The organism is Enterobacter sp. PL_is514 (genome assembly GCF_055816715.1).
The window spans coordinates 90,910-108,804 of sequence record NZ_JBVPGN010000029.1 but is presented as its reverse complement, the minus strand read 5'-3'; the positions used below and the strand labels follow the sequence as shown (position 1 = coordinate 108,804).

Sequence of the window (17,895 nt, the reverse complement as noted above, 5' to 3'; positions counted from 1 at the left end):
TCAGTCACCCAGATATTGAATGGTGATGTGGTATTTGAATACGTGTTGCTCGATGCTGATCGGCTCGCGCTTGCCTTTGCGCTGCAGATAGACAATCTCCGTCACCAGCTTGCCGCTGGCGTTGCGCAGCTCGCGTCGATCGCCATTGTCCGTTAACGTCCAGCCCTTCGGCAACTGTGGCTGCCAGGCGCTAATTGGCCAGTGGCTGAGCATCACGTCGGCCAGCACCTGGCTGGCTGGCGGCAGCTGCGGCACGACGATCGACTGCTCGGTATGAATACCGGTCTCATCGTACGTCGCGAGGAACAGACGAATGCCCACGGAAGAGAGTCCGGCCAGCGTCACTTTATGCGCATCCGCGTTGAGCATCACCAGCAGAGACTGCGATTGTCCGTTAAAGCTGCCGGTCAGCAGCTGTTGGGAGCTTACTGCCGGGCTAATGCCGGGTGGCGGGAGCGTAACTTTAGTTCCCGGCTGGAGCCAGGCCTGGGGACGCGTCTCTTTGGTATCGGTCGAATGGCTGCAGCCTGCCAGCAGCAGCGCGGCGGCCAGCGCGGCGGCGCGGTAAAAAGCGTTCATTTACGTTTTCTCTCTTTCTTATCCGGCATCGCCAGCGGCGCCAGCAGGAAGGCGGTAAAAATACCGCTCACCAGCACGATACCAAAGCTGCTGATGGCCTGGGTGGCGCTGAAGACGAGCATGCCCAGCGTCAGCAGCGTGGTCATCATCGCCAGCGTAATCGCCAGCATTGAGGTCAGCGGCGTACCGCGCGGGTTGCTGAAAAACAGCGTGTAGTTAATGCCAATGCCGAGCACCAGTACCAGCGCCAGCAGTGAAAACAGATTCACCGGATGGCCCGTTGCGGCCAGGACCGCCAGCCCGCAGCTCAGCGACAGCACGGACGGTACCAGGCTTATCAGCCCTTTACGCCAGCCGAGGCGCAGCATTGCCCCACAGGCAATCACTGCCAGCGCCGCAAACAGTAGCCCCGTCAGCAGCGTGCGATAGAGGGCAAACAGGCTGTCAAAGCTGGCTTTGCGATCGACCCAGACGACGCCGTCATGGCGCGCGGCCAGTTCACTGAGGTGCGCGCTGTTTTTCGCGCCGTCCACCGGCACCAGCACGCCGCTTTCCCCATCCGGCAGGGTCAGCCAGAGCAGACGCCAGCCTTCGCTGGCCGGGCTTTTAAGCCACGCGTCAACGCTGACCGGCATGGCGTCGAGATTCGGGGAGACGGCGTTGAGCCCGGCGCTTTGCAGCACGTTCGTTACCGCAGGGGCAGCGTCGCGCAGCATCGTAAGATCGCTTTTCTGGCGGGCCAGCGAGTTCAGCGGCAGGGTACGCCAGCGGGCGATCTCTCCCGCTTTTTGCGCCTCCGCCAGCGCCGGGGTAAAGGCTTCCAGCCGCTCCAGCGTTTGCTGAGGCGAGGCGCCATGGACCACAAACCATTTCTGATCGACGCTCTGTCCGGTCAGGGCGGTAATGGCCTTCTCCTGCGCCAGAATATCTTTTGGCAGGGCCTGTAGTTGGGCGATATCGTCGTCCACCCTCAGGGTGCTCATCCCCACGGCGGAGAGCAGCGCCAGCGCGACGGGCAAACCAACGGACAATTTTTTATTGCGTCGCCAGGCGGCCAGCCAGCGCATCATCGGGACCATCAGCGGAACCGGGCGCACCGGTAAACCCCGGCACAGCCACGGATGCCAGAAAATCACCGTCAGGCAGGAGGCGCTCAATCCCACGGCGGCGAACACCGCCATCTGGCGGATCCCGGGGAAGGGGGCCAGCATCATTATCAGGTAGGCGGCGACGGTCGTCAGCAGCGCCAGCAGCAGCGCATTGCGCACTTTCCCCAGGCTTTGCCAGGGGGAATGCTCCGCGCCGTGCACCATCCGTTCGGTCAGGTAGTAGAGCGTGTAGTCGGCTGAAATACCGATGATGCTCATGCTCATCACCAGCGTCATCAGGTGCAGCTCGCCAAAGAGCAGCAGCGTTACCACCGTGCCCGCCAGCGCGCCGATGACAATCGAGAGCACGCTCAGCAGCAGCGGACGCAGAGAGCGGAACACCGCCACGATGAGCAGGAACACGCCAAGCAGGGTGGCGATGCCCAGCGTTGAGACGTCGCGTTTGGCCTGCTGGCTGGCGTAATCGCTGTAAAACACGGTTCCGCGGGAAAGCAGCTGTGCCTGCGGGTAACGGGCTTTGAGCGTCTCCTGCAGCGCGTTAAGCGTCGTCACGAGCCGGTGGGTCTGCTGCATATCAAATGACGAGCCCGCCAGTTCACCGTGAAGCAGATACCAGTAGTTTCCCGCCTCATCTTTTGTGACCAGCCAGCCGTCCATCAGCCGCAGCTTCTGGCCGTTTTGCGCCAGAGCGAGCTGCGAGCCGCGCATCAGCATCAGGGGATCGTTTTGCAGCTCTTTGCCGCTGACGCCGGAAAAGGCTGAATAGAGCTGAGATAAAATCCACTGCGCCTGCGCGTTTCCGCCGTTTTGCAGGCGGGCGCGGGTGGCGGGATCGATAAGGCCGTTGCGGTGCTGCCAGAAGAACTCTCCCCAGGCTTTTTGCCCGGCGGCGTCCATCGGGCCTTTGACCTCGCTGAGCGCGTCACTGCTTTGCAGCATCGCCAGCCACTGCTGCGCCACGCGCGAATCCGGCTCTTTGCCGGGGCTAACCAGCCAGACCAGCTGGCGGTCGAGACGCTGCATAAACCCGTCGTTAAGCGCCGGCGGGATCGCCCCCAGCGTCTGTTTCGGCAGCATGGCCAGCACGCTGCTGTTCAGCCGCGCGCCGGGCAGCCGCGACAGCAGCACGCCCAGCAGGATCAGGCATAGCGTGGCCCACAGCAGCGCCGGGCGCAGGGATTTACGGTGCGGCAAAGCGTTGGCGTTCGTCATCGGTCAGGCTGGCGGGCGTCAGTTGGTGGCGTGAAAGGGCGATATCGGTACGGTCACCCTGTTTGTCGTTGAGGCGAATCGTCTCCAGATAGGTCGCGCCGCCCAGATCGAGGGTGGCGAAAATCTTGTCCAGCGGCGTCGTTTTTGGCGTGAGCACCAGCGACCAGCGGCCTGCTCCCTGGTCTTTAAAATCGATGCGGAAGTTCTCTTCAAGCACCTTACGGTCGGCCTGGAACAGGGCCCGCAGAAGGTGGTTGAACTGGAACATCTGCGGATTATTGTCGGCAGTGATGGTCTGCGGCGGCTGGCCGTTGATCGCCTGAACCATCCGCTTGTCGTCCAGCAGGAGCGTCATCGGAAACGGCGCTTTTTGATCCCACAGCAGGCCACTGTCGCGGGCGATCAGCATCTCGCCCTGCGAGCGCAGCGGCTGCGGCATATCTTTTATCGTGCGAACCTGTTCGAAGTGCGCGCGCACGACAGGCTGCTCGGTGAAGCGCTGCTGCAGTTCATCCAGCGTCACGGCGCTGACCAGCGGGCTGACGATCAGCGCCAGCAAAGGCAACCATTTCATGGCGTCACTCCCATTCGTTCAAACAGTATTGCCGGGCTCACAAAGCACATTTCGCGGGTGGCTTCTTCTACTGCCACCTGGATGGTGTAACCGGTGGTGGTGCGTTTGCCGGTCTGCGCATCGAAAATTTGATAGGCAATGCGCAGGCGGTTTTCATACTCTTCAATGTGCGCGCGGACGCGAATTCGCTGCTCAAAGGTCACCGCATCGCGGTATTTCACCCGGGTATCGACGACGGGCCAGACGTAGCCGGAGGCCTTCATCTGGCGATAGCCATAGTTAAACTGATTGAGCAGCGCCTCGCGGGCGATCTCAAAGTAGCGGAAATAGTTACCGTGCCAGACCACGCCCATCATATCGACGTCGTGGAACGGAACGGTGATCTCGACTTCAGTCGTAAAGCGGGGATCGGTCAGCACCCTTTACTCCTTCTCTCTGGACTCTGGCAGATGCCAGAAATCGAAAAAATTAAACCAGTCGAGCGGCGACATGAGGGCGTAATGCTCCAGCCGCTGCGCGTAGCGATCGACGATATCCTGCAGCGCCTGCTGGCGTTCACCGCGCGGCAGGCGCAGCGGGTCGGCAAACGGTTCGCAGTGCAGGGTGAGCTTCCCCTGCTGGCGCAGGGCAAAAATCAGCACCACCGGGCAGCGCAGGATGGAGGCCAGAATAAACGGCCCCTGTGGGAACGGCGCAGGCTGGCCCATGAACGGACTCCAGATCACGCGCCAGTCGCCGCCACGCTGCGGATTCACCGCGATGCGATCGCCCACAATCGCGACCCACTCTCCGCGCTCAAGCTTCTCTTTGATGGCAATCGCGGTGTCCGGGCCGATGTCGGTAACCGACATCAAATTTACGCTGGCCTGGGGCGCCATTTCGCTCATGATTTGCTTAAAGCGCTGGGCGTTCTCGCTGAAAACCAGGGCGTTGATGATTTTGCTCTCTTCCAGCTGAGCCAGCGCCCGGCAGGCTTCTACGTCGCCAAGGTGCGAGGCGAGCAGGAGCTTGCCCTGCGGTGCCGCGATATCTAGCGCTTCGCTCGCGCCGGGGGCAAAGACCACGTCGCGATCAAACTTCAGCTCACCGCGCCAGCTGGCGACTTTATCCAGCATCGCGTTTCCGAAGCGCATAAAATGGAAAAAGCTGTTGAGCCGTGAGGGAACAGGCATGCTCCGCTGACGCAGTTCTTGCTTCACTCTCGCAATCCACTGCCGCGAGGCCTGCCGCGCCGGATGCGCGATAAGCCAGTACACGCCGATCACCGGCCACAGCAGCACGGCAAAGGCCCGCCGCCCCAGCAGTTGCCAGACGCGCAGCATCAGGCGCATCCCCCGCAGACCCTTGACTTCGTCCTGCTGCGCCCAGTGCTGGCGGCGTCGACGGAAAAGCAGGCCGGGCATGCGGGGCAGCATGCCGAAGAAGAGTCGGGTATGCATCAGGGAGATCCGCACGTTATCTTTTAACGCATCGAAGTGGGACAACCCGTCCTTCGGATAGGTGACGCGGGTGGGCAGAAAGACGCTAGTGTTGCCCTGCCAGTAGAGACGGACCATCACTTCGGTGTCAAAGTCCATCCGTTTACCGAGCGGCTCACGCGCTGCCAGCCGCAGCGTGGGCGAGACCGGGTAGACCCGAAAGCCGCACATGCTGTCTTTAAGCTGCAGGGATAAGGTCTCAATCCACACCCAGACGTGGGTTACCCAGCGACCGTAGAGTCGCGAGCGTGGAATGGAATCATCGTAAATGGGCTGGCCGGAAATCAGCGCGTCCGGGTGGCGCTCTGCCAGCGCCAGCAGTTTGGGGATATCTTCGATGGCGTGCTGGCCGTCCGCGTCCACCTGCACGGCGTGGGTATAGCCCGCACGCGCGCACTCCTCCAGCCCCCTGATGACCGCGGCACCTTTCCCGGCGTTTTGCGCCAGACGGACCAGCGTCATCTGTGGCTCCGCCGCCGCCAGGCGTTCGAGCTCCTGACGGGTGACAGCTTCGCTGCCGTCATCCACCACCAGGCACGGCAGGCCGAACGGTGCGAGACGCGACAGCACGCTGGCGATCATGGCGCCGTGGTTGTAGCACGGGATCAGCACGCAGGGGCGAAAGATTACTGACATAGACGAATCTTTCCGCTGCTGGCGGTATGGCGCTCATCCCCGGCGTGACGCTGGTAGCTGAAGGTCAGCATCTGACGTTCGGCATGCCACTCAAGCACCAGCGTGACCGTGGTTTCCGGCAGCAGAGGAGCCTGGAACTTCACGTTTTGAATGCTGTGAAAGCGGTAGCCCGGTGCCAGTAATGTCGTGGCGTAGTGCATCACCCAGTCAAGCTGTGCAACGCCGGGCAGTAGCGGTTGTACGGCAAAATGGCCCTGAAACCAGAACAGCGCCGCGTCGAGATGCAAAGTGATTTCCAGCTTCTCCGGCTGTGTCTGGTGGCGCTCAATTTCATGAATTTTCATGAAACAACTCCTCTAACTGCGCATAGACACGCTTGTTCATACTGTTTACCGGCATTTCATCGACAATGCGCCAGTAGCGTGGAACGGCGACCGGCTCAAGCCAGGGCAGCAGGGCGCGACGCCAGGCGAACTCCTGCGCTTTTTTATCCTGCATATACCCGCGCTGACGAACCGCTTCGTCCAGGACCAGCAGTGCACCAATCCCCTGACGGCCTCCGCGCGTGACCGGCAGTACAGCCGCTTCGCAAATGCCGTCGAGCTCCAGCAGGCGACGTTCGATCTCGTTAAGCGAGATGCGCTTTTCTTCAATTTTGACCACCCGCCCGCGACGACCTGCGATGCTGAACAGCCCCTCGCTGTCGAAGTGGAGGATATCGTCCAGCTGGAGTCCTTCAGCCTCATGGATCAGTGGCGACGTGACGCGACAGGCTTCATCTTCCTGATGGAAGATCACGCCGGGGAACGCCAGCCACGGGACGTTATCCTGCTGGCGATGGCGCCAGGCGAGGATCCCGGTTTCGGTACTGCCATAAATTTCATCCGGGCAGATGTTAAGCCAGCCAGCGGTGGTGGCGACGTCACACCAGGGCAGCATTCCGCCTGCGGAAATCAGCATCCTGACGGGCGGCGCGGCCAGCTCGGTATCCAGGCGCTTCAGGAACGCCGGGCTGCTGATGAACAGGTAAAGCCTGTCATGAGGAAGGGCGGCCAGCTGTTCTGCGTAATAGAGCATCGCGGCATGCAGCGGCAGGCCCAGCGCCATCGGCAATACGATGCGGAATGTCAGACCGTACAGATGTTGCGGTACGACCGAGGCGACAACGCTGCATCCGGCCAGACGCTCGCCGAAGCGGTCAGCCAGCAGACGGGCCTCGCGATCCAGGCTGACGATGTGCTTAATCACCCGGCGCGGAGTACCCGTGGAGCCAGAGGTGAACAGTTCAACGAAGCGGCTTTCGTCAATCTCCGGCAGGGGCGCCCAGTGGCTAACTGTCTGATGGCGGGAAGCCACCACAATCAGCTTCCCATGGAAAGCGAGAGTCCGATCGCTCAGAACGCCGCTAAACAACGCCTGCTGTTCTTCAAGCTGTGAGACGCGGCTATGGCCGGGAATGACCGGTGTTTTACCGGTATGCAGCGAGGCCAGCAGCGCAACAATAAACAGGTAGCTATTTTCAAAGCACAGCGCCCAGCGCTCGCCTTCCTGCTGACGCAGGGTGCCGACCAGTAAGGTCACGTCGTGGCGCAGCTGGCCCAGCGTCCAGGTACGATCGTCAAGCCAGGCAACGGGCGTATCGTCAGGGCGCGGCGCGTTTAACCACTGGCCCAGTGGAAGGGGGTTAGTCATTGTGCATCTCTTTTTTTATCACCCGCTGGCGCACCAGCCACTCTGTCGCCATCAGCGTCCCCATCAGGATGTAAGCCACCATACCGTTCCACAGCGTCCACAGATGCATGTCGCCGTGGAGGACGGTGAACAGCGCCATCGCGCCGTTACCGATGAAAAAGCCGCACCAGACGAGAGTCACCCTGCGGGTATAGCGCACGCCCTCCGGGGGCAAATCTGGCTCGCGCAAGCGCGCCAGTCGCTCGACAAGTGGCATCGCGGTCCACAGCGAACCCCCGAACACGGCCAGCATCACCAGGTTGACGACCACCGGGTAGAGCAGCAGCCACTGATGGGTTTTCAGCAGATAGCTGGCCGCGCAGAGCACGATGCCCGCCAGCGCAACACACTGCACCACGTACCGCATCGGGCCGGTGTTTCGCTGCGCCTGACGCAGCCGCAGCAGCAATACCAGTGCCATCACCGGTAACAGCCATTGCAGGCTGTTGTGCGTCAGCCCAAATCCAATCAGGAAGGGCCACGCCAGCAGCATCAGCCCCGTCAGCAGTGGGATGACCGGGAACGTCCGTCCACCACGCACAATGTCTTACTCTTCGCGCAGAAGCTGTTCGACGGCGTCTACCACATCCTGAACGGTACGAACCGATTTGAAGGTTTCCGGCTTGATTTTCTTGCCCGTTTTTTTCTGCAGATGAACAATCATGTCCACCGCATCAATGCTGTCCAGCTCCAGGTCTTCGTAAAGACGGGCTTCGGGCGTAATATCCTGCGGGTCGATTTCAAAGAGCTTGGTCAAAAGGCCACAGACTTCCTGATAAATGGTTTCTTGTTCGGTCATCGTGATCACATCTCAGGCGCGTTGAGCGTTGATAAAGGACGCCAGCGTGGCGACGGAAAAGAAGTGCTGGCGCATCTCTTCGCTTTCGGCGGAAAGCACCACGCCATACTGGTTTTTCACGGCCAGCCCCAGTTCCAGCGCGTCGATAGAGTCGAGACCCAGCCCATCGCCAAACAGCGCGGCATCGGTATCAATATCCTCTGCGGTAAGCTCGTCCAGATTCAGCGTGGTGATAATGAGATTCTTAATTTCAAGATAAAGCGCTTGCATCATTAATTCCTGACAAAGATTGAAGGCCTGATGTTAATCGATGCTGTAGATGCCGGTTTAACTGCCTTGCCGCCAGCGCCGGTTCTTGTTCAGTTGCATCGTAAAATTCGTCGATGTTCACGCGGTCGCGGACATCCACGGTGAAAACAGGTTTTTCTGGCGGTACATCATACCAGTGACTTTTTTTATCCAGCAGATGTTCGCTACAGTGGATCAGCACCACCCGCAGATCGCTGTTACAGCGCACGGCGATATTTGCCGCGCCGCGCTGGAGAGAGATAGCCTCGCCAAATCGGGTACGCGTGCCTTCCGGGAAGATTAAAAGCGTGTCGCCCTGAGCCAGACGCTGCTGGCTGGCCGCGAGCAGGGGCTCGGCTTCGCTGTTAATCAGGTAATCCGCCGCACGGATAACACCGCTGACAAACGGGTTGCGCAGCAGCGCGCTCTTCACCAGACAGTCGGTTTCCGGCATCACCGACGCCAGAATCACGTAGTCAATTAACGTGGGGTGGTTAGCCACCACCAGACAACCCCGATCGCTGCGCAGCGCGTCAAGGTTGTGAATGCGATAGTCCAGTACTCCGAGGCTGCGAGCAACGGTCAGGAAGAAGCGGAAGCTGGCCGCAATGCTGCGACGCGCCAGGCGACGACGGCTGGCGCGGTCGCGCTGGACGATCAGCAGCAGGTTGAACCAGACCAGCGACAGCAGCAGCCCGCCCACGCCAAACAGCGCGAAGCAGAAGCCGGTCATCACCAGACGCCATAACCAGTTGATACGGGCAGCCAGGCGGTTCATGCGCGCGTCCATTGCCACAGCAATCGTTCCCCGGGCACCACAAACTGCCGCGCCTCGCTGAGATAGCGTTGCAGGAACAACAGGCTTTGCGGCAGGGCGGGTTCTTCACCCGTGCTGCCGCTGCGGGTTTCACACTGCAATCCGTTGCCGGATTCAATCACCAGCGCCAGCGCGTATGGCCAGGTGGGCATCTGCGGCGGTAACGCCGGATGGTAAAATTCCGGCAGCGCGCCGTCAAAATCGACCAGCAGGACGCGGGAATAGCCCGCATGCAGCAGGCTCAGCACTTCACATAAGGCCTGCTGGAAGGTGTCCAGTCCGGCTGAGATGGATGACGAGACGATGGCCTGGCGTGCGGTAATCGTGAGATTGCCCACCGCGGAATTGTGCACGGACATGGCGAAATCGGTGGGGGAAACGGACTGCCCGGTCGCCAGAGCATGCAGAATACGGTAGTTGCGCTCCAGCTCGCCGTGACGGCTGGAATAGACGACGGCATCAATGGCGTGCTTTTGCAGCATGGCAAGACCAATGTCCACCGCCAGCTTACTGCCTGAATTGAGGCGGCGCGCGGTCATCATAGGTAAAGCGGTCAGCCGGGGAAGCGGGGCCGCTGGGTCAACGGCCAGCTGCAGGCGCGACCACGCCTGCCACTCTGTGGCATCGCTGAGTCCTGGCGCTCTCGCCTGCCAGTCGATAATGTTCAGTGAAAATTTCATCTACGCGCGTCCGCGAAAAAACCGTATTCAAAGGGCAGGCTGGGCCACCCGGGCAGCTACGCTGCTCTGTTGTTCACGTTTGGTGCATATCAGCAGGGTATGACCGACCCCAAGGTTGTCCAGCCGCTGTTCAACGCTGAAACCTGCGCTCTCCAGGTAGCGATAAAACTTCTCTACGCTGTAAAACCGGCTATTACCATTCGCCATACAGGTGAAATAGAGCGAGGTGGCATTCAGGCTGAAAGAGGCCGCTTCAAACTTCTGGGCATCCCAGAAAAGCTCCATGATGCACAAACGTGCGCCTGGCTTCATGACCTGTGCGACGCGCGTCAGCATGGCGACAATCTGATCCGGAGAGAAACAATCCAGGAACTGGCTCATCCACCAGACGTCGGCGTCACCCGGCAATGCTGCTGGGCTAAGCATATCGACAGCATGGAATCCAATACGATGAGAAAAACCTGCTTTTGCGATGTTTTCCTGCGCCAGCGCTATCTGCTGCGGCAGATCGAGGATCGTCACGGCAACATTTTCGTCATAGCGGCAGCAGCGTAACGACCATTTACCCGTATTTCCGCCCACATCGTACAATTTTGTCGGCGAGCTTGCGAATATATATGGTAACGCAGCGTCAAAAGCGGCGTCAGAATAGTAATGATCAAAGGCGAACCAGCTCTCTTTCGCCGGAGCCGGTAATTGGGATAATGCCGGGTAGATGGTTGGCCAGTCGCCAAACACGGCTAATCCGGCCGGCTTTTCTTCCTGCAGGGCGTCCGCCAGGTGAAATAGCCCCTGATAACAAACATCCTGAGTGAAATCCATATTTACGCGGGTCATTGCGTCGTGCAGTAAAAAATGTCCCACTTTCGCCAGAAAATAACGTCCATTCTGTTGGGTAACGATGCGTCCGCTTAATCCCATATCCAGCAGGACGCTGACACCATAGCTACTCAGGGTGCTGTTTTCGGTTATTTCCTCGAGGGTAGCTCCCTCTTTGCCTTGTTTATCGAGACAGGCGAGAACGCCTGAGTTACGCAGACAAAGCGCAGTCTGGAATAACATCGGGGCAAAGGCGATGCGTTGCGCTTCGGTAATGGCATCCAGTGCGCTGAGTGTGTCCTTTTCGTACATTACTGCGTAACCTTATAGGGCAATAAAGAGAGGTTATCGGGCCATACGCGGCCCGACTTTAGAAAAATATTACAGCGCGGCGCCAGCGGAGAGGTTCAGCTGAATATCGTGGTCGAGGTTATTCACCCAGCGGTTATAATTCTTGTGAATTTTACCGTCTGCCGCTTTCAGGTTAAGGCTGTTTTCATAGTTGATTGAATAGCTTGTTGCCGTGTACGGAATACTCACCTGGACCGAGTGATCGCGTGACTGCAGACGTCCCTTAATCACCCCAGGACCCGCTTCCGTCATGATCCAGTCACGCTTTTGGCCTGCTTTCAAAATTGCCGTTTTTACCTGATCGGCAGTATGACCCGCGCTGACAATAGAGTGAACCTGAGCGATTGGGGCGGTACGCGCACAGCCTGCCAGTGCACCCACGAATACGGCAGCAGTACACCATTTAACGATCTTTTTCATCAACAACTCCATATCAATAATAACAATTAAAGGTAGTGTTTTTTACAAATAATACGCATCCGGCTTTTTTTGACCGCCAGATGTATTTTTAATCAATATTAATGTTTGCATTGCGTTGACGCGAAGGCGGGCATAATAACATGGAAAATAAATAAGAATTTCATTTTTTATAATTTGCGTTAAATCATGGATTGCGTTTCAACATAATGCGCGTGGAGTAAATAAAGACAGAGTGAATATCGCCTTAACGCAAATAAAAATACCGCGACGGATTAGGGACGCGGTAATTTACGGTGTATTACTGACGCTTTAAACCTACCTGTACAGGTAGGCCGGTTACCCGGGTAGCCGGCTTTTCGGCCTCCCCGGGCCGAGCAGGATCGCCAGCTTGCTTCCGCCTTTGGTGGTTTCCATCCAGATTTTACACACGCTGGTCAGGGGGACCGACAGCAGCATCCCGACCGGGCCCAGCAACCATCCCCAAATCAGTAAGGATAAAAACACCACCAGCGTCGACATGCCCAGCCGGTGTCCCATCATGCGCGGCTCAAGAATATTGCCCAGCACCATATGCACGACGAGGAACAGCGCGCCGACCAGCATGCATTCGTAAAAACCGTTAAACAGGAACGCCTGAATCATCGGCGGCACGGCGGAAAGCACCGCGCCAATATTGGGCACGTAGTTGAGCAGAAACGCCAGCACGCCCCACATCAGCGCGAACTGCACGTCCATCAGCATCAGCCCCAGCCAGACAATGATTCCCGTCCAGACGCTCAGCAGCGTTTTCAGCGCCAGATATTTGGAAACGCCCTTCAGTGCCCGATGTAATCCAGCAATATGAATTTGTGGATTATTTAATGCAAAGCGCAGCTTATAGGGGACGTGGCGGACTTCGAACAGCATAAACACCACCGTCATGACCAGCAGCAGAATGCTGGCCATCGCGCCGGAAAGCCCTGTCATCAAGGTGGTGGCGTAGGTCATAACTTTCTCTGAATCCATCCGGCGCAGCATCCGTTCGGGTGAGATATGCAGATTAAGGAAGGGCACCATCTCCTGCAGCGCCACAATCTTACGCGTCAGCTCTTTGTTGTACTGCGGCAGCATGGTGGAGAATTCGCTCAGCGAGGCCGCCAGCACGCCAAAGAGCGCTGTCAGGGCAATCAGCATCACGATGACGACGATGGTGATGGCGACCGGACGGCTGACGCCCCGGCGTAAAAACCAGGTGACCAGCGGATTAAGCACAATGGCAAAAAAGAGCGCCAGCAGGAGCTGGACAATAATGTCAGCGGCAGCGTGGATACCCGCAAGGATAACCACCAGACAGGCGAGTTTTAATAAGATATGGAGCCCTGCTTTGTCGGACGGGTTAGCGATCATGCGTGTTCCTTAATATGATGACCCGGTAAGTGTAGTGCCCGGGCTTCGCTTCGTCTGGCACCGTTAATCTGAAAGTCGGTGCTGATTTTCTTATTGGGGCGTGGTAATAGTGAAACACTGTTGTAAAAAATCCAGGTAGAACCCCATGCCCGAACCTGCCGCTGAACCGGTACTGAGCGGACTGCGCCTCAATCTGCGCATCGTTTCCGTTGTGATTTTCAACTTTGCCAGCTATCTGACCATCGGGCTGCCGCTGGCGGTCCTGCCGGGCTATGTCCATGACGTGATGGGCTTCAGCGCCTTCTGGGCGGGGCTGGTGATTAGCCTGCAGTATTTCGCCACGCTCCTCAGCCGCCCGCATGCCGGGCGCTACGCGGACACGTTCGGTCCAAAAAGCATCGTGGTGGTGGGATTGTGCGGCTGCTTCCTCAGCGGCCTGAGCTATCTTCTGGCTGCCGCAACCAGCCACTGGCCGCTGGTCAGCCTGGCGCTGCTCTGCCTGGGGCGCGTCATTCTGGGCATTGGGCAAAGTCTGGCGGGAACCGGCTCGACGCTGTGGGGCGTGGGGGTTGTCGGCGCGCCGCACATTGGCCGGGTGATCTCCTGGAACGGGATTGTCACCTACGGTGCGATGGCGCTCGGTGCGCCGCTCGGCGTGGCCTGCTATGCGCTGGGCGGGCTGCATGGGCTGGCCATCACCATTATGGCGGTCGCGCTGCTGGCGATCCTTTTGGCGCTGCCGCGCCCGAAGGTGAAGGCCAGCAAAGGCAAGCCACTGCCGTTTCGGGCGGTGCTGGGGCGCGTCTGGCCGTACGGCATGGCCCTGGCGCTGGCGACAACTGGCTTCGGCGTGATAGCCACCTTCATTACTCTATTCTATGACGCCAAAGGCTGGGACGGCGCGGCCTTTGCGTTAACCCTGTTCAGCTGTGCGTTTGTTGGCGCGCGCCTGCTTTTCCCTAACGGCATCAACCGTCTGGGCGGGCTGAACGTGGCGATGATCTGCTTTGCGATAGAGATTGTTGGGCTGCTGCTGACCGGAATAGCGATGGTGCCCTGGGTCGCGAAAGTGGGCGTCTTCCTCGCGGGGGCAGGCTTTTCTCTGGTCTTCCCGGCGCTGGGCGTGGTGGCGGTAAAAGCCGTGCCGCAGCAGAATCAGGGGGCGGCGCTGGCGACCTATACGGTGTTTATGGATATGTCTTTAGGCATTACCGGCCCGCTGGCGGGGCTGGTGATGGCCTGGGCAGGCGTGCCGGTGATCTATCTTGCCGCGGCGGGTCTGGTGATTATTGCGCTGCTGCTGACGTGGCGGCTAAAAAAATGGCCCCCGGTGCAGGCACCGGAGGCCACGTCATCATCGTGAATCGTTACTGGATCACGATGGTGTTAATGATGTTTTCAGCAGCCGTCTGTGCTTTCTGCTGATCTTCCGCTGGCAGGGTGATCTGCAGGGTCAGCAGTTTGTTATCGACCTTGCCCAGCACGACAGAGGAGTAAGCTGTCTGGCCTTTTGCAGAGATGATGCTGTCCAGCTGCTGCAGCTTATGACCTTTCAGCTCGATGGATTTATTGGTCACGACCTGCAGCTGCGGGTCGCGGCCGCGCTGCTGATCTTCCAGACGTTTGGACAGAACGGCCAGATCTTCGCTGGTGTCGTCGCCCACAATTACAATGACCGCTTTCTGCCCGGTTGCGTCGGAGTAAACGTGCATGTTATTCGCCTGGGTGCCCAGCTTGCCGCTCTGGTCAGTCATATCGGCTGGCAGAGAGAAACTGAGTTTGCCATCCATCAGATTGACCGGCTGGCCGGTCGCGTTGCTCTCTGCGGATGCGCCCTGAGCAGGCGTTTTCGTGTCGCTGTTATCACAGGCTGCAAGACCCACAACCAGCAGGCCAATCCCGACATATTTAACCAGATTGCGCATTGACTTCTTCCTTTCGATAAACGGCCATAACGGCTCATTCGCTCATCTTATCACAACTGATAAAGCTAACCTTTAACCTGCCTGCAATGCGGTGATTTCAGATTTATCTGCCAGCCTTTTCAGCAGCATATTGAGCAGTACGCCGTACATCGGCAGGAAGAAGACAATGCTGATGAGGACCTTGAAGCAGTAGTCCACCAGCGCGATTTCCATCCAGTGTTCGGCCATGAACGCATCCGGGCTGCGCCAGAAGGCGATGAAGAAGAAGGCCAGAGTATCGCTCACGTTACCGAACAGCGTGGAGGCGGTGGGCGCCATCCACCAGCGGTGATTTTGCCGCAGGCGGTTAAACACGTGCACGTCGAGGATCTGCCCCAGCGCGTAGGCCATAAAGCTGGCGGCGGCGATACGGGCGACAAACAGGTTAAAGTGGGTTAACGCCTCAAAGCCCTGCCAGCTTCCCATATAAAACAGAGAGGAAACCCCGTACGAGATAAACAGCGCCGGGAGCATGACCGAAAAAATAATGCGGCGAGCCAGCGGTGCGCCAAAGATACGCACGGTCAAATCGGTCGCGAGGAAAATAAACGGAAAACTGAACGCGCCCCAGGTGGTATGAAAACCAAAGATGGAGATCGGGAGCTGCACCAGATAGTTGCTGGAGGTGATCACCAGCAAATGGAAAAGCGAAAGCCAGAACAACGCTTTTACGCGCTGAGATTCGGAAAACGACGTCATATTGTGACCTTTTTATACGTTGGGGTGAGGGAACCCAATAAAAACCGCAGCATGATACTGCTTTGGCAGGACATTGCAATGGTTAGTTTTTACGCAATCGTTAACCTGGTTTGCATTGATCGAAACCGGGCGTAAACTACAGCCGTTTTTATCTGACCGAGAAGATCATGACCGACCTGTTTTCCAGTCCAGACCACACCCTTGATGCCCAGGGCCTTCGCTGCCCGGAACCGGTAATGATGGTACGTAAGACCGTGCGCAATATGCAGACCGGTGAAACGCTGTTGATTATTGCCGATGACCCGGCCACAACCCGCGATATTCCCGGTTTTTGTACCTTTATGGAACATGAGCTGGTGGCACAGCAGACTGAGGCGCTGCCGTACCAGTATTTGATTCGTAAGGGGTAGATGGGCTGCCCTCTGCGGCCTGATGCCCTCACCCCGACCCTCTCCCACGGGGAGAGGGAGAAAGTCATCCTTTCATCCACGCCCGGATCCCGTCCAGGAACATCTGCGTCGCCATCATGACCAGAATCAGCCCCATCAGGCGCTCCAGCGCGTTCACCCCTTTCTCACCCAGCAGGCGCAGGAACAGGGACGACTGCAGCAGGATAATAAACGTCCCGCCCCAGGCGATCAGCAGGGCAATCACCAGATGACTCATCTGGTTCGGATACTGATGCGACAGCAGCATCAGCGTGGCCAGAATGGTCGGGCCCGCGACGAGGGGGATCGCCAGCGGCACAATAAACGGCTCTTCACCCGCAGGCAGGCCGCTGCTGCTGCCTTCCGCGCTCGGGAAAATCATCTTAATGGCAATCAGGAACAGAATAATCCCGCCGGAAATCGACACAGTTTCGGCGCGCAGGTTCAGGAATGCGAGGATCTTTTCCCCGGCAAACAGGAAGATAAACATCACCAGCAGGGCGATGAGCAGCTCGCGGATCATGATCGCCCGGCGGCGCTTCGGCTCGGTGTGCTTCAGCACCGACATGAAGATCGGCAGGTTACCCAGTGGATCCATTATCAGAATCAATAAAACCGCTGCGGAAATGATTTCACTCATGTAAATTATCCCTGAAATTCTCTATGGTTATTATGATAATTAGCTGTATTTCTGATTGTCGGGCAATCATCGATTAATTTCGCTTGCGACTTTGGCAGCATTTTGTAATGTGAAGCATATCCCAGTTCAATACTGGCTTGCACAAACAGCACACACCCTCAGCAGGAAAAAAATGCTATGAAAAACGTTGGTTTTATCGGCTGGCGCGGTATGGTCGGCTCTGTACTCATGCAACGCATGGTTGAAGAGCGCGATTTCGACGCTATCCGCCCGGTCTTCTTCTCCACTTCCCAGCTCGGCCAGGCTGCTCCGTCCTTTGGTGGTACCACAGGCACGTTGCAGGATGCTTACGATCTGGAAGCGCTGAAGGCGCTCGACATTATTGTGACCTGCCAGGGCGGCGATTATACCAACGAAATCTATCCAAAGCTGCGTGAAAGCGGCTGGCAGGGCTACTGGATTGACGCGGCCTCGTCGCTGCGCATGAAAGACGATGCCATCATCATTCTCGACCCGGTTAACCAGGGCGTGATCACCGATGGCCTGAACAACGGCGTGAAAACCTTTGTCGGCGGTAACTGCACCGTCAGCCTGATGCTGATGTCCCTCGGCGGCCTGTTCGCGCAGGATCTGGTGGAGTGGGTCTCCGTGGCGACCTACCAGGCGGCGTCCGGCGGCGGCGCGCGTCACATGCGCGAGCTGCTGACCCAGATGGGCCAGCTGCACCAGAGCGTTGCGACCGAGCTGGCAAACCCGGCATCCGCTATTCTGGATATCGAGCGTAAAGTGACCCAGCTGACCCGCAGCGGCGAGCTGCCGGTGGATAACTTTGGCGTACCGCTGGCCGGCGGCCTGATCCCGTGGATCGACAAACAGCTGGATAACGGCCAGACCCGCGAAGAGTGGAAGGGCCAGGCTGAGACCAACAAAATTCTCAATACCGCGAACACCATTCCGGTTGATGGCCTCTGCGTGCGTATCGGTGCGCTGCGCTGCCACAGCCAGGCCTTCACCATTAAACTGAAAAAAGATGTGTCTATTCCGACCGTGGAAGAGCTGCTGGCCGCGCACAACCCGTGGGCGAAAGTGGTGCCAAACGATCGCGATATCACCATGCGCGAGCTGACCCCGGCTGCCGTTACCGGCACGCTGACCACGCCGGTTGGCCGTCTGCGCAAGCTGAACATGGGGCCGGAGTATCTCTCCGCGTTCACCGTTGGCGACCAGCTCCTGTGGGGCGCTGCCGAGCCGCTGCGCCGCATGCTGCGCCAGCTGGCGTAATAAT

General features: G+C 58.4%; 21 protein-coding genes. 3 read left to right on the top strand and 18 right to left on the bottom strand.

The window, feature by feature from the left end; genetic code table 11:
• From AC0TNG_RS09005 to AC0TNG_RS08935, 15 genes are all read right to left on the bottom strand, one after another.
• A complete protein-coding gene (locus tag AC0TNG_RS09005) occupies window positions 1-579 on the bottom strand; it encodes a DUF3261 domain-containing protein (protein ID WP_024908867.1) in 579 nt (192 codons plus the stop codon).
• Window positions 576-2,900 (bottom strand): MMPL family transporter, encoded by a 2,325-nt coding sequence (locus AC0TNG_RS09000; RefSeq protein ID WP_473712965.1) that lies wholly within the window; start codon window positions 2,898-2,900, stop codon window positions 576-578. The genes AC0TNG_RS09005 and AC0TNG_RS09000 overlap by 4 nt, the downstream gene beginning before the upstream one ends.
• Window positions 2,869-3,474 (bottom strand): outer membrane lipoprotein carrier protein LolA, encoded by a 606-nt coding sequence (locus AC0TNG_RS08995; protein ID WP_024908869.1) that lies wholly within the window; start codon window positions 3,472-3,474, stop codon window positions 2,869-2,871. Before AC0TNG_RS08995 ends, AC0TNG_RS09000 begins: the two co-directional genes overlap by 32 nt.
• A complete protein-coding gene (locus AC0TNG_RS08990) occupies window positions 3,471-3,893 on the bottom strand; it encodes an acyl-CoA thioesterase (RefSeq protein WP_061716356.1) in 423 nt (140 codons plus the stop codon). The genes AC0TNG_RS08995 and AC0TNG_RS08990 overlap by 4 nt, the downstream gene beginning before the upstream one ends.
• Window positions 3,894-3,896: 3 nt before the next feature.
• A complete protein-coding gene (locus tag AC0TNG_RS08985; RefSeq protein ID WP_473712964.1) occupies window positions 3,897-5,588 on the bottom strand; it encodes a glycosyltransferase family 2 protein in 1,692 nt (563 codons plus the stop codon).
• A complete protein-coding gene (locus AC0TNG_RS08980; protein WP_024908872.1) occupies window positions 5,579-5,932 on the bottom strand; it encodes an ApeI family dehydratase in 354 nt (117 codons plus the stop codon). Before AC0TNG_RS08980 ends, AC0TNG_RS08985 begins: the two co-directional genes overlap by 10 nt.
• Complete coding sequence (locus AC0TNG_RS08975) at window positions 5,919-7,280, bottom strand: class I adenylate-forming enzyme family protein (RefSeq protein ID WP_473712963.1); 1,362 nt, start codon at window positions 7,278-7,280, stop codon at window positions 5,919-5,921. The genes AC0TNG_RS08980 and AC0TNG_RS08975 overlap by 14 nt, the downstream gene beginning before the upstream one ends.
• Entirely contained in the window at window positions 7,273-7,860 is a 588-nt protein-coding gene (locus AC0TNG_RS08970; protein WP_032648291.1) for a COG4648 family protein, read from the bottom strand. The genes AC0TNG_RS08975 and AC0TNG_RS08970 overlap by 8 nt, the downstream gene beginning before the upstream one ends.
• A gap of 6 nt (window positions 7,861-7,866) precedes the next feature.
• Window positions 7,867-8,118 (bottom strand): acyl carrier protein, encoded by a 252-nt coding sequence (locus tag AC0TNG_RS08965; protein WP_024908875.1) that lies wholly within the window; start codon window positions 8,116-8,118, stop codon window positions 7,867-7,869.
• A gap of 12 nt (window positions 8,119-8,130) precedes the next feature.
• Window positions 8,131-8,388 (bottom strand): phosphopantetheine-binding protein, encoded by a 258-nt coding sequence (locus tag AC0TNG_RS08960; protein ID WP_008503081.1) that lies wholly within the window; start codon window positions 8,386-8,388, stop codon window positions 8,131-8,133.
• The gene (locus AC0TNG_RS08955; RefSeq protein WP_410374677.1) at window positions 8,369-9,196 is read right to left on the bottom strand and encodes a lysophospholipid acyltransferase family protein; all 828 of its coding nucleotides are present in this window, start codon (window positions 9,194-9,196) and stop codon (window positions 8,369-8,371) included. Before AC0TNG_RS08955 ends, AC0TNG_RS08960 begins: the two co-directional genes overlap by 20 nt.
• Window positions 9,181-9,903 (bottom strand): beta-ketoacyl synthase chain length factor, encoded by a 723-nt coding sequence (locus AC0TNG_RS08950; RefSeq protein ID WP_024908878.1) that lies wholly within the window; start codon window positions 9,901-9,903, stop codon window positions 9,181-9,183. The genes AC0TNG_RS08955 and AC0TNG_RS08950 overlap by 16 nt, the downstream gene beginning before the upstream one ends.
• 27 nt (window positions 9,904-9,930) lie before the next feature.
• Window positions 9,931-11,034: a class I SAM-dependent methyltransferase gene (locus AC0TNG_RS08945; RefSeq protein ID WP_061716360.1), complete on the bottom strand. Its 1,104-nt coding sequence runs from the start codon at window positions 11,032-11,034 to the stop codon at window positions 9,931-9,933.
• A 69-nt stretch (window positions 11,035-11,103) separates the two neighbouring features.
• The gene (locus tag AC0TNG_RS08940) at window positions 11,104-11,493 is read right to left on the bottom strand and encodes a lipoprotein (RefSeq protein ID WP_024908880.1); all 390 of its coding nucleotides are present in this window, start codon (window positions 11,491-11,493) and stop codon (window positions 11,104-11,106) included.
• A gap of 336 nt (window positions 11,494-11,829) precedes the next feature.
• Window positions 11,830-12,879, bottom strand: a complete 1,050-nt coding sequence (locus AC0TNG_RS08935) for an AI-2E family transporter (protein WP_024908881.1) — start codon at window positions 12,877-12,879, stop codon at window positions 11,830-11,832.
• 145 nt (window positions 12,880-13,024) lie between these two features.
• On the opposite strand from AC0TNG_RS08935, the gene AC0TNG_RS08930 reads away from it, so the two are divergent.
• A complete protein-coding gene (locus tag AC0TNG_RS08930) occupies window positions 13,025-14,242 on the top strand; it encodes an MFS transporter (protein ID WP_417928039.1) in 1,218 nt (405 codons plus the stop codon).
• 4 nt (window positions 14,243-14,246) lie between these two features.
• Here the strand turns inward: AC0TNG_RS08930 and AC0TNG_RS08925 are convergent, their stop codons facing one another.
• Both AC0TNG_RS08925 and AC0TNG_RS08920 read right to left on the bottom strand, forming a co-directional pair.
• Window positions 14,247-14,804, bottom strand: a complete 558-nt coding sequence (locus AC0TNG_RS08925) for a DcrB family lipoprotein (RefSeq protein ID WP_008503073.1) — start codon at window positions 14,802-14,804, stop codon at window positions 14,247-14,249.
• 72 nt (window positions 14,805-14,876) lie between these two features.
• Entirely contained in the window at window positions 14,877-15,542 is a 666-nt protein-coding gene (locus tag AC0TNG_RS08920) for a 7-cyano-7-deazaguanine/7-aminomethyl-7-deazaguanine transporter (RefSeq protein WP_024908883.1), read from the bottom strand.
• A 167-nt stretch (window positions 15,543-15,709) separates the two neighbouring features.
• Here AC0TNG_RS08920 and tusA point away from each other — a divergent pair, with 167 nt between their 5' ends.
• Entirely contained in the window at window positions 15,710-15,952 is a 243-nt protein-coding gene (gene tusA / locus AC0TNG_RS08915) for a sulfurtransferase TusA (RefSeq protein WP_024908884.1), read from the top strand.
• Window positions 15,953-16,016: 64 nt separating this feature from the next.
• Here tusA and yhgN read toward each other — a convergent pair whose 3' ends face one another.
• Window positions 16,017-16,610 carry an NAAT family transporter YhgN gene (yhgN, locus tag AC0TNG_RS08910; RefSeq protein WP_003861574.1) on the bottom strand — a complete coding sequence of 198 codons (594 nt, stop codon included), beginning with the start codon at window positions 16,608-16,610 and terminating at the stop codon, window positions 16,017-16,019.
• A 177-nt stretch (window positions 16,611-16,787) separates the two neighbouring features.
• Here yhgN and asd point away from each other — a divergent pair, with 177 nt between their 5' ends.
• On the top strand, window positions 16,788-17,891 hold the full coding sequence (gene asd, locus AC0TNG_RS08905) for an aspartate-semialdehyde dehydrogenase (RefSeq protein WP_024908885.1): 1,104 nt from the start codon (window positions 16,788-16,790) through the stop codon (window positions 17,889-17,891).
• The last annotated feature ends 4 nt before the right edge of the window (window positions 17,892-17,895 follow it).